This window comes from Bacillus sp. JUb11, from assembly GCF_024807925.1.
Classification (GTDB): Bacteria; Bacillota; Bacilli; order Bacillales; family Bacillaceae; genus Bacillus; species Bacillus altitudinis.
Genome location: NZ_JANUEZ010000004.1, coordinates 236,967 through 250,813, shown reverse-complemented (window position 1 = coordinate 250,813; position 13,847 = coordinate 236,967). Strand labels below are relative to the sequence as shown.

Genomic DNA, 13,847 nt, shown 5'->3' with positions numbered 1-13,847 from the left:
TAATATAACACATCATTTGATTATTCAGAAAATTAAGTGAAATTCCGATCGGGACAAAGGGGTTTTGACAGATGAAAACAGCGACAGTATCAGCACCTGAGAAACAAAAAAGAAAACTTCAGATGCCGGATGCGTATGTACTCTTATTTATGATTGCTTTAATTTGTACGATCGCAACGTATTTTGTACCAGCAGGTGAATTTGATCGGAAAACGTCAGGAGAGATCACAACAGCTGTTCCTGGCAGTTATCACCGTATTGATCAATCACCAGTTAGTCCGGTTGGTTTTTTTACAGCGATTCAAGAAGGGATGGTTGGTTCATCCTCTATTATTTTTCTGATTCTTTTTACTGGCGGAACCATTGCGATTTTGGAAAAGACAGGTGCCATTAACGGGATGATTCACAATGTCATCAGCCGGTTCCAAACGAAACAGCTATTGTTTATTTGTATTGTTGGCGGATTGTTTTCTGTACTTGGGACGACCGGAATTGTGGTGAACTCGGTCATTGGCTTTATTCCTATTGGGATCATTGTGGCACGTTCTTTAAAGTGGGATGCAGTGGCGGGAGCGGCGGTTATTTACATCGGCTGTTATGCAGGTTTTAACGCAACTATTTTGTCTCCATCTCCTTTAGGTTTATCACAAACGATTGCAGAACTGCCGATTTTTTCTGGTATTGGGCTGCGTGTCATCATTTATCTTTGTTTTCTTCTATCTAGTATTGTGTACATCTATTTATATACAAAACGCTTGAAAAATAAAGAAAAGGGAAGCCTTCTTGGTGACGAGTGGTTTCCAGCTAAAGGGCTAGGAGGAGCTGATGCGGAATCTGTGGACAAGCCTGAATTCACCGGTAGACATAAGCTGATTTTAGCGGTGTGCGGTTTGTCGCTTGGGGGTTTTTTATATGGTGCGCTTCAGCTCGGCTGGACCGATAAGGAAATGGCTGGTGTGTTCATTTTCATGGCAATTGCTGCTGGTCTGCTTGGGGGATTAGCTGCCAATGATATTGCAAAAACGTTTATTGTCGGCTGTCAAAGCCTTGTATACGGCGCACTCATTGTCGGCATGGCACGCTGCATTTCAGTCATTTTGGAAAACGGCAAGCTGCTTGATACTGTGGTGAATGGGCTTGCGAGTATGCTGACAGGGTTTAGCCCAATCGCTGGTGCGATCGGCATGTATATCGCCAGTGCGCTCCTTCACTTTTTGATTTCATCAGGATCAGGAGAAGCGGTTGTCTTTATACCGATTCTTGCGCCGCTTGCTGATTTAATGGGTATCACGAGACAAGTAGCGGTAGAAGCAGTGATGCTCGGTGAAGGGGTGGTCAACTGCGTGAATCCGACTTCAGGTGTGTTGATGGCTGTCTTGGCTGCAAGTGGGATTCCTTATGTGAAATGGCTGCGTTTTATGGTACCGCTTGCGCTCATTTGGTTCGTCATCGGCCTTGTCTTTATTTGTATCGGTGTCATGATCAATTGGGGACCTTATTAAATAAGAGAGAAGCTGCCAAAGAGTGTTTGGCGGCTTTTTTCTTATGAGAAAATGTATGGGGACAGCGGTTTAAAACCACAATAAGAGTGTTCACAAAATGGCTACATTATTTTTTTGAGCAATCCCCTTGCAAAAGTTTGTGAAGTATTGCACAATAAGAATGTGAAATACTTCACATAAGAAAAACAACCTAGTTTTACTCAGGAGGATGAGATAAATGACAAACGAAAAAGTAAACAAAGTAGCACTTATTGGAGCAGGTTTTGTCGGCAGCAGTTATGCCTTTACATTAATAAATCAAGCAATCACAGATGAATTGGTAGTCATCGATTTGAATCAAGACAAAGCAATGGGTGATGTCATGGATTTAAACCACGGGAAAGCATTCGCCCCGCATCCTGTGAATACTTGGTATGGAGATTATGAGGATTGTCAGGATGCTGACATTGTATGTATCTGCGCTGGTGCAAACCAAAAGCCAGGTGAAACGAGACTTGATCTTGTTGAGAAAAATTTAAATATATTTAAAGGCATTGTAGACAATGTGATGAAAAGCGGATTCGATGGTATTTTCTTAGTTGCTACGAACCCAGTTGATATTTTGACATATGCGACTTGGAAATTCAGCGGACTGCCAAAAGAACGAGTGATTGGTAGTGGAACAACGCTTGATACGGCAAGATTCAGATACATGCTTAGTGAGTACTTTGAAGCAGCGGCGCACAATGTGCATGCGTACATCATTGGAGAGCATGGGGATACAGAGCTTGCTGTTTGGAGCCATGCGAATATCGGAAGTGTACCGATCACAGAATTAATGAAGAGAAATGACCAATACAAACAAGAAGATTTAGACGACATCATGGAAAATGTCCGTCATGCTGCTTACCAAATCATTGAGAAAAAAGGCGCGACTTATTACGGCGTAGCGATGAGTTTAGCCCGTATTACTAGAGCCATTTTACACAATGAAAACAGCATTTTGACTGTCAGCACTTATTTAGATGGAGAATACGGAGCAGAAGATGTCTACATTGGTGTACCTGCCCTTGTGAACCGAAATGGTGCAACAGAAATTATGGAGCTCGCACTGAACGATACAGAAAAAGAAAAATTCGCACACAGTGTGAATGTGTTAAAAGAAATTTTAGCTCCTCATTTTTAATCAATCAAAGGCAACCTATCTGAGCAGAAAAGGATGAATCACTATGTGGCAGCAAATATATGATCCGTTTGGTAATGAGTTCGTCAGTGCATTGGTGGCCATGCTTCCAATCTTGTTTTTCCTACTAGCATTAACTGTATTTAAGTTAAAAGGGGTATTAGCCGCTTGTTTTACCTTGATCGTCAGTTTTGTAACAGCTGTTTTCTTCTTTCATATGCCAATTGAAAAAGCATTATCTGCTGTGGTGCTCGGTGTATCTAATGGGCTGTGGCCGATTGGATATATCGTCATCATGGCCGTATGGCTCTATAAAATTGCTGTGAAGTCTGGAAAGTTTGATGTCATTCGTTCTAGTATTGCAGGAATTTCTCAAGATCAACGGTTACAGCTCTTATTAATTGGTTTTAGTTTTAACGCATTTTTAGAGGGAGCCGCTGGATTCGGTGTACCGATTGCGATTAGTGCCGCTCTTTTAACAGAGCTTGGGTTTAAACCACTGAAAGCCGCCATGCTCTGCTTGATTGCAAATGCTGCGTCTGGCGCTTTTGGTGCAGTAGGTATTCCAGTTATTACTGGAGCACAAATGGGAAATATGACGCCGCTTGAGCTGTCTCAAACCCTTGTGTACACCATTCCGTTTATTTCTTTCTGTATCCCGTTTCTGCTTATTCTCATTGTAGACGGCTTTAAAGGGATCAAAGAAACACTTCCAGCCTTGCTTGTTGTAAGTGGAAGCTATGCGATTCTACAGGCTGTTACAATGGTCACGATGGGCCCTGAGCTTGCCAATATTATTTCAGCTTTAGCGAGTATGGGAATTTTGGCTTTATTTCTACGAAAATGGCAGCCGAAACATATTTATCGTGAAGAAGGGGCACCAGCCATTGAGAAGAAACAAACGTATAGCGGGGTTGAGGTGCTGAAAGCATGGTCTCCGTTTTATATTTTAACTGCCGTCATTACTGTATGGAGCCTACCAGCTTTTAAAGCATTATTTGCTGAAGGAGGACTGCTCAACTGGACAACCATTTTAGTGAAAATGCCGTTTCTGCATCAGCAAATTGTGAAATTACCGCCAATTGCCCAAACAGAAACACCGATTGATGCGATCTTTAAAATTGATGTTATTAGTGCAACAGGTACCGCCATTCTAATTGCAGTGATGCTAACAGGATTGTTCAGCAGACATATTACATTAAAAGAAGGGGCTGCCTGCTTAAATGCAGCGGTCAAAGAGCTTTGGGTCCCTGTTCTTACGATTTGTTTTGTCATGGGCTTTGCCAACTTGGCGAACTTTGCAGGTCTAAGTTCTGCTATCGGACTAGCGCTTGCTAAAACAGGCGATTTATTCCCGCTTGTCAGCCCAGTGCTTGGCTGGATCGGCGTGTTTATTACGGGATCTGTTGTGAGTAACAATGCCTTATTCGGCAACCTTCAAGCAGTCACCGCTTCTCAAATCGGCTCTCAGGCAGGTTTGTTAATCGGGGCAAATACGACCGGTGGTGTGATGGCGAAATTAATTTCTCCACAATCCATTGCCATTGCAACAGCAGCTGTTGGAGAAACAGGTAAAGAATCTGAGCTCTTCCAAAAAACAGTGAAGTACAGCTTCATTTTGCTCGGCATCGTATGTATATGGACATTTATTCTTGCTCAATTTATATAGGTTGATCGATTGATTGAAAAATGGAAGACTGAGAGATTTCTCAGTCTTTTTTTATGTGGATTCTCGTGTGACAAGCCGAGTAGGTAGCTGAATATGTTCACGTTGTAATGGTTTTTGATCTTGGAGCAGCTGAATCATTTGTTTTACAGACTGCTGGCCAAGCTCGACGATGGGGATGTCGATGGTCGTGATCGTTGGAGCTGTCACCTCGCAAATGTCTTGATTGTCATAACCGATTACCGCTAAATCCTTAGGAATGTGATATCCATATGAAATGGCTTGTTTAATGAGGCCTGCTGCCACTTGATCATTGCCGGTGAAAATCGCATCCGGCGCATCCGGCATCCGTTGGATTAAGTCCATTAAACGAAAGCCGTCCTCAATGGTAAAAGCCTCGCCGAACAGCCAATCTTCTTTAAGCGGCAAACCGTGATCAGAAAGCGCATCAAGATAGCCTTGCTTTCTTTGTTTTTGCGCTTCGCTGCTTTCTGTATCAAAGCAAAATCCAATGGATGTACGCCCTGATTGAATCAAGTAGTCAACCGCTTTATAGGCAGCTTCCCGCTCATCATATCCGATAATCGGAATGTCTGCTGTTTGATGAAATTCATTTGCCATGACGATCGGGCCGTTTGCTAAAAATGGCTCGATTGTTCCCCACTTATTTTCTAACGCCCCCAATATGACACCATCTACTTCTTTTCTTTTTAATAATTGAAGCCCTTCAAGTTCTACTGATTCTTGATAAAACGTCTGGAGCACGATGGCTTTATACCCTTGATCCAGTGCTTCCTTTGAAATGCCTTTAATCAATTGTGCAAAAAAAGGATGGTCCACAGCTGGAACAGACACAGCAATGGTTTTGGTCTGATGTGACCGAAGGGTGCGGGCTGCTGAGCTTGGTGTATACTCCATTTCCTTCATCACCTGTAAAATGTGCTGGCGCTTTTCTTCGGATACATATGGATGGTTGTTCAGTACCCGAGAAACAGTGGTCGTTGAAACCCCGCAGCGTTTGGCAATTTCATAAATTGTACACATATTAACAAATCCTTTACACAAAGTTATTGTTCTGAAATCGATAACATCATTTACAATGTGAAACAAGTTAAATATTAACAAATGGAATTGATTAATTGGAGGGAATGGAATGCAAATATTGACGAAGATATCAGGTAAAAGCAAGGATTATCTACCGTTGCTGGATATGATCAATCAAGGTGTTCAAGTAAAGGCTGATTCAGTTGAAAAGAATCTAGCGAATGATAAGCTTGCTGCGTTCCTTGAGCAAGATATTGCGCGTACGGGTTTGGAAAAAATTCTCTTCCATTATAAACAAAATAAGGAAAAAAAGATACCGTTCTTGCCGGTCGATAAACTGATTTCAGAGGATGAGATCGATGATATTATGCAGGTGCTGAAAGAAGTATTAAGTTCAGGCCGTTTTACATCAGGCCCTTATATTCCAAAGTTTGAAAAGACGCTCGCAGCGTACTTAGGGAAAAAATATGTGATTGCCACATCAAGTGGAACAGATGCCTTGATGATCAGTTTAATATCAGCAGGCGTCCATCCTGGAGATGAGGTCATCCTACCTGCTAACAGCTTTGCTGCAACAGAAAATGCAGTGCTTGCGATTGGTGCGGTTCCAGTCTATGCCGATATTGATCCAGACACCTACTGCCTAGCGCCGAATGAAATAGAAAAGCATATCACAGATAAGACAGTATGTATTCTCCCGGTTCATTTGTATGGAAAGCAGGCGGATATGAAGGCCATTTCGACGATTGCGAAACGGCATGGTCTATTGATCATTGAGGATGGCTGTCAGGCGATTGGCAGCAGCGGGCTTGGGGCATTTGGGGATGGACTTGTTCTCAGCTTTAATCCTTACAAAAACCTTGGAGTTTGCGGGAAGGCAGGAGCCATCGCGACAAATGATGAAGCCCTAGCCGAAAAATGCATGGAAATCAGCTATCACGGTTTTGAACCAGGAAAGAAAAACGTGAAGCGCAGTGACTATGGCTTTAATTCCAAGATTGATAACTTACAGGCCGCAATCGGACTAGAACGAATGAAATATTTAGGTTTACAAAACTTTAAACGCTTTTACTTGGCAAAGAGATACATAGATCAGCTGCAAACGCTGGAAGACGAAGGCTATATTAAGCTTCCGAAGCTGACAGACGATCATGTATGGCATCTATTCCCGATCAGAGTGGTGAAGGGAAGCCGAGATGAGCTGGCAGAGAAATTACTGGAAATGGGCATAGAAACAGATGTCTATTACCCAATTTTATCGCATCAGCATCAAACGAATCTTGTTTCTCAAAAGTATAAACAAACGGCACTTCCACATACGGAAAAAGCCGTACAGCAATTACTCCATTTGCCGCTTTATCCAGGTATGCCGCTGCAAGATCAGGAGAAAGTCATCGAGGGGGTCCATCATGTTATCAAATCTTCCATTCAATAAAAAGCTGGTGCATCAACCACAACATCCGCAGTGGATCGTCTTCTGTGATTTCGATGAGACCTATTATTCTCACGGAATGACCGAGGAGCAGAGAGAGGATGTAAAACGGCTGGAAGCTTTTGTGGCAGAAAAGAGCGAAGCCGGACAGCTCATGCTGGGCTGGGTGACGGGAAGCAGCCTTGATTCTGTTACGAGCAAAATGGAGAAAGGCGGTTTCTATCAATTCCCGCATTTTATTGCGTCGAATTTAGGAACTGAAATCGTGTATACATCAGATGGGAAATTTGGACAGCCGGATGCAGAATGGATGAAACGGCTTGATGCACAGGGCTTTTCAGACGAAAAAATTGAAGATATTCTGCAAGCCGTACGTGAAAAGGGGATCACCCTTAGGCCGCAAACGCAGCTAGGCAGCTCTGGGTATAAAAAGAATTTCTATTATCAGGAGCAGGATGAACGAACAGATCTCCATCATCTATCGTTCATCCAAACACTTGCGAAGGAGCGGGGAGTGGCGGTGAACATCAACAAATGCAACCCACTTGCGGGTGACCCTGCGGATTGTTATGACGTTGATTTTTTACCAGTGGGAACAGGGAAGGATGAAATCGTTCGTTTTATGCTGAATCAATATAACCTGTCAAAAGATAAGGGTTTTGCTTTTGGTGATAGTGGGAATGATCTGCGGATGCTTCAATCCGTCACGCACGGCTTTCTTGTCCAAAATGCAACAGCCGAAGCCAAACGGCACCATCATCAAATTTGTCATCATGGGTATGCAAAAGGAATCTATGAAACATTGAAAACAGTGATGTATAAACATGAGGAGGCACATTCATGAAGAAAATTGGAATTGTTGGAGCAGGGAATATTGCAAAAGCACATGCTAGAGCATTATCAACGATCAAAGGTGCAGAATTATCTGGGGTCTATGACTTGCACGAATCCGTCGCACAAGGATTTATTAAACAGTACGGCGGACGGGTGTATGCCAGTATCGAAACACTAGCGGATGCATCAGATGGATTGATCATTGCTTCCCCTAACTTCTGTCACAAGGACCATGCCCTTCAGGCGCTTAGAGCAGGACAGCCGATTTTATGTGAAAAACCGATGGCTGTATCGTTAAAAGAAGCGAAGGAAATGGTGGAGACAGCCAAACAGTTCCAGGTTCAAGCCAGTATGGGCTTTAACTATCGCTATTTATCCTTTGTGAATATTTTGAAGAACTTGATCGCCAATGGTGAATTAGGACGCGTTTTGACAGTACGGACACATTTTAAGAAAAATAGTGCCCTTAGAAGAAAGACATTTTCGTGGAGAGACAGCGGCGAAAGTCTGCGTACAAGCGGTGCATTAGGAGATTTAGGGATTCATTTGATTGATATGCTGTGGTACTTATTTGGCAGTGAAATGAAAAAAGAATCCCTTAATACGAAGATGCTGACACATGTAAAGGAAAAAGAAGAGAAAAAGGTACAGGTCGATGACCATACCGAAATTTTTGGGCAAATGGAGAATCAAGTGTTCTTTCATTTGGTGACGTCCAAAAGTACGCAGCCGGAGGAATGTGGATTTAGTGTAGAAGTAGTGGGGCATGACAAGGTTTTTAAATACCATACAAACATGAAAAACGAATATGAGATCAGTGATGGTTTGTGTGTAGAGCGTCATCAAATGCCGCAAACATTGCTGACAGATCCACCAAATGAATTTTATGGATGGTCTGATACATTCCGTGATCAGCTGATGCATTGGGTAAATACAAACTCGTATCCATCTCATATGAAGGTAGCTGATTTTGAAGATGGTTATCGCGCGCAGGCTGCGCTGAATACGTGCTTCGAGAGGGAAGAGGCTGTCGTCTCTGCCCGCGCATATTAATGAAGAGGTGGAGCGGAGGATATCATGACTCCGCTCCTTTTTAGAGGAAGTGAAAAGATGAAAAAGGTGTTTTATTTTGGCTGTATCTTTTATTTTTTTATTGGGACCATTCATGTGTTTTTTGGCAGTTTAACGCCTTATTTGCTGTCTAGTTATGAGAAGGGTCCTGGGGAATTATCTTCTTTAATCTTCTTTCAGTTTATTGGCTTTTTGACAGGCGTTCTTTTGTCGCCCATTCTTGTGAGGAAAAAAGGCTATGGCGCTGTTCTGACGATGGGATTGCTGCTGATGATTGGAGCGCTTCTTCTTGGCCTTTTGGTGCCAGGCTGGACGATTCTTGTGGTGGCAGGTTTTTTCCTTGGGAGCGGTGCAGGCAGTCTTGAGACGACGGCCGGGGCGTATGTCATTTCAATGGCAAACAGTGCAAAGCGAATCAGCATCATGGAGGTCTTTTTTGGATTAGGTGCGCTATTATTTCCTCTATTGATTCTGCTGACTGTGACAGAGGAAACGTGGCATTATGTGTTTTTATTTCAAGTCGGTGCACTGACTTTTTTCCTTATGCTCTGGCTTACCTTTATGAATAAACTCCCTCGTGGGCAGATGGCGGCTCCTATTCAAGACATGAAGAAACCGTCCTTGCTGTTTGATCGAGGGAATCGAATGATTGTGGTGCTGATGATCTGTTTTGCGTTTTTCTACGCAGGAATTGAAACGAACTTTGCGAACTTTTTACCGTCGATCATGCTAGAAAAAGGGGGAGACAACTGGGGTCTTTTTGCGGTCTCTACTTTTTGGACAGCGATCGTCATTGGCAGAACTGTCATTGCGAGAAAAGCCGATCAGCTGCATCCGCTTCGTTTTTTAAAGTTAAGCGCAGCGCTGATGATTGTGCTACTCGCCGTATTTGCTCTAGTCACCCACATCGCCGCGCAGCTAATTCTTATCTTTTTCATCGGTCTATGCGCAGCTGGCATGTTCCCCATTGCCTTGACAGCTTCTGCATTAATGATTGAAAATGCCATCGACGAGGCCACGAGTTATTTTATTGCTGCCGCTAGTTTAGGTGGAGCTTGTTTGTCCTTTTTGATTGGGTTTAGCCTTGAGTGGGCAGGTGCGGCAAGCGCCGTCTTTGTTTTCGCCTTTTTAGCTGTTCTCCTTTTTGCGGCTGCCATTCAAATGAATCGATCTCGGAAAAAAGAAACCATACCCACACAGCCGCCGGCGATGAAAGCAGATCGATAAGCAGCTGATCCGGTGGCTCCTCCTTTTGTATAGCTTATCTTCAGAAAAGGTGACGAAGGACTTGTACTAAAACAACGAAAGCGTGAATAACATGTACAAGTCAGCATCAAAAGGAGGACGTCTATGTGGCGGTGTTTTTTGGTTATATCTTTTTAGGGTTGTCACTTTCAGCGCCTGTTGGGCCAGTCAATGCAGCCCAAATCGACAGAGGGATTAAAAGTGGATTTTGGCACGCTTGGATTTTTGGTGTGGGGGCTATGGCTGCGGATATTGTCTATATGCTCCTCATCTATTTTGGTGTCGCCCAGCTTTTGACTGCACCTCTTGTGAAAACCTTTTTGTGGCTGTTCGGCTTTTTCGTTCTAACCTATACCGGTATTGAAAGCCTTCGTAAAATCAATTTGCAGGAAAGCCCGAAGAAGGATGGAGGCAACACGTCGATCGGGCATTCGTTCATGACGGGATTTTTTATTTCTCTTTCCAATCCGCTTAGTATTTTATTTTGGCTTGGAATTTATGGAAGTATTTTGGCCAATACGATTGAAAAGTATGGAGCATCTCAAATGCTGATGTACAGCATCGCTATTTTCATCGGCATGCTCATATGGGATTTCTGTATGGCGATGCTCGCCAGTACGTTTAGACGGTATTTAAATGAACGAATGTTGCACGGCTTATCCGTTCTGGCAGGTCTCTCTTTACTTGGCTTCGGTGTCTATTTTGGATATCAAGGGATCATGGCGCTCATTGGATAGAATGGTTGATAAGAAAAAGGGCTAAAATCTAAATCATTTTAGCCCTTTTTCATATTTGACAGAAATAGGACACTCTTCAATAATGATGGAAGATACATAAAATTGAAGGAGTTTTTGCCATGCGTATGTTCCTGCCAGCATTCAACTATATGTGTATGCTGATTTTGTCTGTGATCACAGCGACATTTGTTTATACCATGTTGTTTGCCCCACCTGAATCCGGATTCAGTTATGTGGAGGTCACCAGCCTTTTCATTTTGATCGCTTATGTCCTATTTGCTGCACCTATCCAAATGGTTTTACACCGTCATCCTGAGAAGTTTCGACGCCGTGATTTATTGGTTTATTTTATTGGGGCGTGGGTGGTTTGTACGGCGCTCGCATTATGGATTGATTATGGTGTTGTCGTCTTTATTAGCTACAAAGTTTATCTATTTAGCTTTTGCGCGGCCTTTATTTATTGGCTGCTTGATTCCGTCTTTTTAAAGAAGAAACAATCATAAAGGCTTTTCCCGTTTTTTCTCTTGAACATGAACGTGTATGACCTTCGAGAATCCGCTTGATACAAAAGCAAGAGCTGTCATCAGAAGGACCCAGTATAGATTGCTAAGGTCAAATCCAGTATAAGCGAAGATGAAAATCATCGAAATCACGGACGTTAATATGAGGACAGGCCATATCCGTTTAAATAGCAGATAACCAACAAATCCCCAAAGGAAAGCCATCACTGGTAGTGTAAATAAGATCAGATACATCGGATGGAGAAAAAGAAGACGCATGTCATTCACCCATTTCTTTTATAATGACCAACTCTATTAGATAGAGGCGGCTAAATGATGATATGCAGAAGCATACTCATACATGATTAGATAAATGGAAGTGAATTCCTGCTTCATCCGGCAAATCAATCACCTTGTGAATGTCCAGTGAAAGTCGTTGAAGGACAGTCACCACAGCTTTTTCCTCCTCATAGGCTATGGAGAAGACGCTAAAACGAGGTGGAAAAAAATGGCCCATCTGTATGCAAAAAGTTGCCTTGATCAAAATCTACGATCACTCGAAGAATGGAAGCAGGATGCTTTCACACAGTTTGGAGAGATGGTAGGGGATGAGGCAGATACATTTCCGTGTGTACCAGGCAGACAAGGATTTTTTCTCGATCATTTGCGTTATGGATTTGTCGGTGATCCGCGGGGAGAAGAGGCCGTGAATGAATTAGCAGAGCTTTTAAGGGAATACCAAAGCTGCTCTAGGGAAACCGGTCAATATGCTTCGTTCATTTGCTTTTTTGAAACACCGCAGGATATGAAGGAGTATTCGCTCGAAGAGTATGAGGAGCAGTTTTGGTCGGTTGTTCAGCAATTACATCAAAAGGATGAAATGAAATGGCCAGAGGAAATTCCATCAGATCCTGAAAATCATGAATGGGAATTTTGTTTTCATGGGGAGCCTTATTTTATTTTATGCGCGACACCAGCGCATAAGCTAAGAAAAAGTCGTCACTTTCCTTATGTGATGTGGGCCTTTCAACCAAGGTGGGTGTTTGAAAAGATGAACGGTTCCACCACATTTGGTCAAAAAATGAGTAAACTCGTTCGGAAGAGGCTGAAGGCGTATGATCAAGTAGATGTACACCCAGCATTAAAATGGTATGGGGATCAGAAAAATTTAGAATGGAAGCAATATTTTCTCTCAGATGATGAGGCGGAGAAACCTGCCTCCGCCAAATGTCCATTTACTGCTTTAAAAAACATGATGAAATTATGATGCGGCCTGATCCTGTTTCCACTTTTTTCTCATAAAGAGTACCATGATGCCAATCACGGCGATGATCCCAAGGCTTATAAAAAAGCCGGGTCGTCCGCTTGCCTCTGTCAGAGTGCCTGAAACAGCCGCACCAATCAAGAGCAGGGCAAGAACCGTTTCACACGTTTGACGAGTAGATGGTTTTGACAGCTTTTTACTTGATAGCAGAATAAACACCCATGTGTATAAAAGAGTTAAACCGGCTGCTGTTGTGAGATGCTCATATATGTGTTTGGACAAAAAGAGTGCCAGCAAAATCGAGACAATCAATCCAGCAGCAGTTAACAAGATTGAAGACCATCTAACATGAGATGGTTCTTTTTGTTTAAAACAAGCAGGTGCATCGTGATGTTCCGACATCGTGCCAAGCAGCGTCGTGACCGCATAGAGGGAGGCAACCAATGTGGAAAACCCAGCAATAATGAAAATGCCATTAAAAATATGAAGAAAAATCGATAAATGAAATGGCTCCAGTGATGTAATAAATGGACTGCTATTCTCGTTAAAGGCTGTCACTGGAACAAGCAAAAGCGCAAGTCCGATGGAGACGATATAAATGACAGCAAGAATGATCAGCATCACACGTCCAGATTTTGCGGCGTCTTTCGGGTCTTTTAAATGAACCGCCATCAGCCCCATGACTTCAATTCCCCCGAAAGCATAAAACGCATAAATCAGCCCATTCCATAAACCGAGCGGGCCGAGCGGCATCCATTCATGGTCTTTATTTGGCAGGTGGAGGGTGGGCCTATGCTCTGTGAGAATGCCGCATAAAACAAGAACGGCAAGGACGACAAACAATAGGATCGCCCCGGTTTTCAGCACGGCAAGAACATTTTCCGTCTTTTGAAAAGAAGAAAGCCCAATGATAATCACAAGCAGGGCAAGAGCGGAATAAATCGCTGAAAACACCCATAGTGGAATGGATGGAAACCAGTGACGAGTAAAAAGAGAAATCGCCGTCAGTTGACTCCCTGTGATCAGCATTTCTGAAAACCAATACACCCAGCCATTACTAAAACCCGCCCAGCGCCCATAGGCTTTTCGGGCATAGGAACAAAATGATCCCTTATCTGGGTTCTCGGCTGTCATCGCAGCCAGGTGTTTAAAGACGAGATATGTGCCGACTGCCGCAAGCAAAAATGAAATGCAGACGGAATAACCGGATTTTGTAATAGCGATGCTGGAACCAAGGAAGAAACCAGTGCCGATTGTACAGCCGACTCCGATAAGTGAAAGCTGCCACCAAGATAAAGATTGTTCTTCTTTCAATGCATGTGCAACACCTTTCTGATTCAATAGCATTAGCTTGTGACCGCCTCTTTTTTTTATACATGATCAAGAGGAC

At 43.1% G+C, this 13,847-nt stretch carries 12 protein-coding genes; 10 read left to right on the top strand and 2 right to left on the bottom strand.

The features are described 5' to 3' along the window. Positions 1–71 precede the first annotated feature (71 nt). The 3 genes from M2369_RS09460 to M2369_RS09450 all read left to right on the top strand — a co-directional run bounded on the left by M2369_RS09460 (position 72) and on the right by M2369_RS09450 (position 4,333). Positions 72–1,502, top strand: a complete 1,431-nt coding sequence (locus M2369_RS09460; RefSeq protein WP_007498311.1) for a YfcC family protein — start codon at positions 72–74, stop codon at positions 1,500–1,502. Between the two features lie 217 nt (positions 1,503–1,719). Beyond that, positions 1,720–2,667 carry an L-lactate dehydrogenase gene (locus tag M2369_RS09455; protein WP_025206699.1) on the top strand — a complete coding sequence of 316 codons (948 nt, stop codon included), beginning with the start codon at positions 1,720–1,722 and terminating at the stop codon, positions 2,665–2,667. A gap of 43 nt (positions 2,668–2,710) precedes the next feature. Continuing rightward, a complete protein-coding gene (locus M2369_RS09450) occupies positions 2,711–4,333 on the top strand; it encodes an L-lactate permease (RefSeq protein ID WP_138278067.1) in 1,623 nt (540 codons plus the stop codon). A 51-nt stretch (positions 4,334–4,384) separates the two neighbouring features. Here the strand turns inward: M2369_RS09450 and M2369_RS09445 are convergent, their stop codons facing one another. After that, positions 4,385–5,374 carry a LacI family DNA-binding transcriptional regulator gene (locus M2369_RS09445; RefSeq protein ID WP_259254074.1) on the bottom strand — a complete coding sequence of 330 codons (990 nt, stop codon included), beginning with the start codon at positions 5,372–5,374 and terminating at the stop codon, positions 4,385–4,387. Positions 5,375–5,483: 109 nt separating this feature from the next. Between M2369_RS09445 and M2369_RS09440 the strand changes: the two genes are divergently transcribed. The 7 genes from M2369_RS09440 (at position 5,484) to M2369_RS09405 (ending at position 12,460) form a co-directional block, all read left to right on the top strand. Continuing rightward, positions 5,484–6,809, top strand: coding sequence for a DegT/DnrJ/EryC1/StrS family aminotransferase (locus M2369_RS09440; RefSeq protein WP_259254073.1), 1,326 nt, complete (start codon positions 5,484–5,486; stop codon positions 6,807–6,809). Next, positions 6,784–7,650: an HAD-IIB family hydrolase gene (locus tag M2369_RS09435; protein WP_024718989.1), complete on the top strand. Its 867-nt coding sequence runs from the start codon at positions 6,784–6,786 to the stop codon at positions 7,648–7,650. Before M2369_RS09440 ends, M2369_RS09435 begins: the two co-directional genes overlap by 26 nt. After that, positions 7,647–8,693, top strand: coding sequence for a Gfo/Idh/MocA family protein (locus M2369_RS09430; protein WP_007498302.1), 1,047 nt, complete (start codon positions 7,647–7,649; stop codon positions 8,691–8,693). The genes M2369_RS09435 and M2369_RS09430 overlap by 4 nt, the downstream gene beginning before the upstream one ends. 57 nt (positions 8,694–8,750) lie before the next feature. Beyond that, positions 8,751–9,938, top strand: coding sequence for an MFS transporter (locus M2369_RS09425; RefSeq protein ID WP_259254072.1), 1,188 nt, complete (start codon positions 8,751–8,753; stop codon positions 9,936–9,938). Between the two features lie 125 nt (positions 9,939–10,063). Further along, complete coding sequence (locus M2369_RS09420) at positions 10,064–10,693, top strand: LysE family translocator (protein WP_256688980.1); 630 nt, start codon at positions 10,064–10,066, stop codon at positions 10,691–10,693. Between the two features lie 119 nt (positions 10,694–10,812). Then, the gene (locus M2369_RS09415) at positions 10,813–11,196 is read left to right on the top strand and encodes a UPF0715 family protein (RefSeq protein WP_256688981.1); all 384 of its coding nucleotides are present in this window, start codon (positions 10,813–10,815) and stop codon (positions 11,194–11,196) included. 505 nt (positions 11,197–11,701) lie between these two features. Further along, complete coding sequence (locus tag M2369_RS09405; RefSeq protein WP_259254068.1) at positions 11,702–12,460, top strand: YqcI/YcgG family protein; 759 nt, start codon at positions 11,702–11,704, stop codon at positions 12,458–12,460. Here M2369_RS09405 and M2369_RS09400 read toward each other — a convergent pair. Further along, positions 12,455–13,804, bottom strand: a complete 1,350-nt coding sequence (locus tag M2369_RS09400) for an amino acid permease (RefSeq protein WP_039166350.1) — start codon at positions 13,802–13,804, stop codon at positions 12,455–12,457. The genes M2369_RS09405 and M2369_RS09400 overlap by 6 nt on opposite strands. Between the last annotated feature and the right edge of the window lie 43 nt (positions 13,805–13,847).

Excerpts from the sequence above, each read along its gene's own strand:
- M2369_RS09415 (WP_256688981.1), top strand. The coding sequence starts at position 10,813 with ATGCGTATGTTCCTGCCAGCATTCAACTATATGTGTATGCTGATTTTG.
- M2369_RS09430 (WP_007498302.1), top strand. The coding sequence starts at position 7,647 with ATGAAGAAAATTGGAATTGTTGGAGCAGGGAATATTGCAAAAGCACAT.
- M2369_RS09405 (WP_259254068.1), top strand. The coding sequence starts at position 11,702 with ATGGCCCATCTGTATGCAAAAAGTTGCCTTGATCAAAATCTACGATCA.
- M2369_RS09455 (WP_025206699.1), top strand. The coding sequence starts at position 1,720 with ATGACAAACGAAAAAGTAAACAAAGTAGCACTTATTGGAGCAGGTTTT.
- M2369_RS09450 (WP_138278067.1), top strand. The coding sequence starts at position 2,711 with ATGTGGCAGCAAATATATGATCCGTTTGGTAATGAGTTCGTCAGTGCA.
- M2369_RS09440 (WP_259254073.1), top strand. The coding sequence starts at position 5,484 with ATGCAAATATTGACGAAGATATCAGGTAAAAGCAAGGATTATCTACCG.
- M2369_RS09435 (WP_024718989.1), top strand. The coding sequence starts at position 6,784 with ATGTTATCAAATCTTCCATTCAATAAAAAGCTGGTGCATCAACCACAA.
- M2369_RS09425 (WP_259254072.1), top strand. The coding sequence starts at position 8,751 with ATGAAAAAGGTGTTTTATTTTGGCTGTATCTTTTATTTTTTTATTGGG.
- M2369_RS09445 (WP_259254074.1), bottom strand. The coding sequence starts at position 5,374 with ATGTGTACAATTTATGAAATTGCCAAACGCTGCGGGGTTTCAACGACC.
- M2369_RS09460 (WP_007498311.1), top strand. The coding sequence starts at position 72 with ATGAAAACAGCGACAGTATCAGCACCTGAGAAACAAAAAAGAAAACTT.
- M2369_RS09400 (WP_039166350.1), bottom strand. The coding sequence starts at position 13,804 with ATGCTATTGAATCAGAAAGGTGTTGCACATGCATTGAAAGAAGAACAA.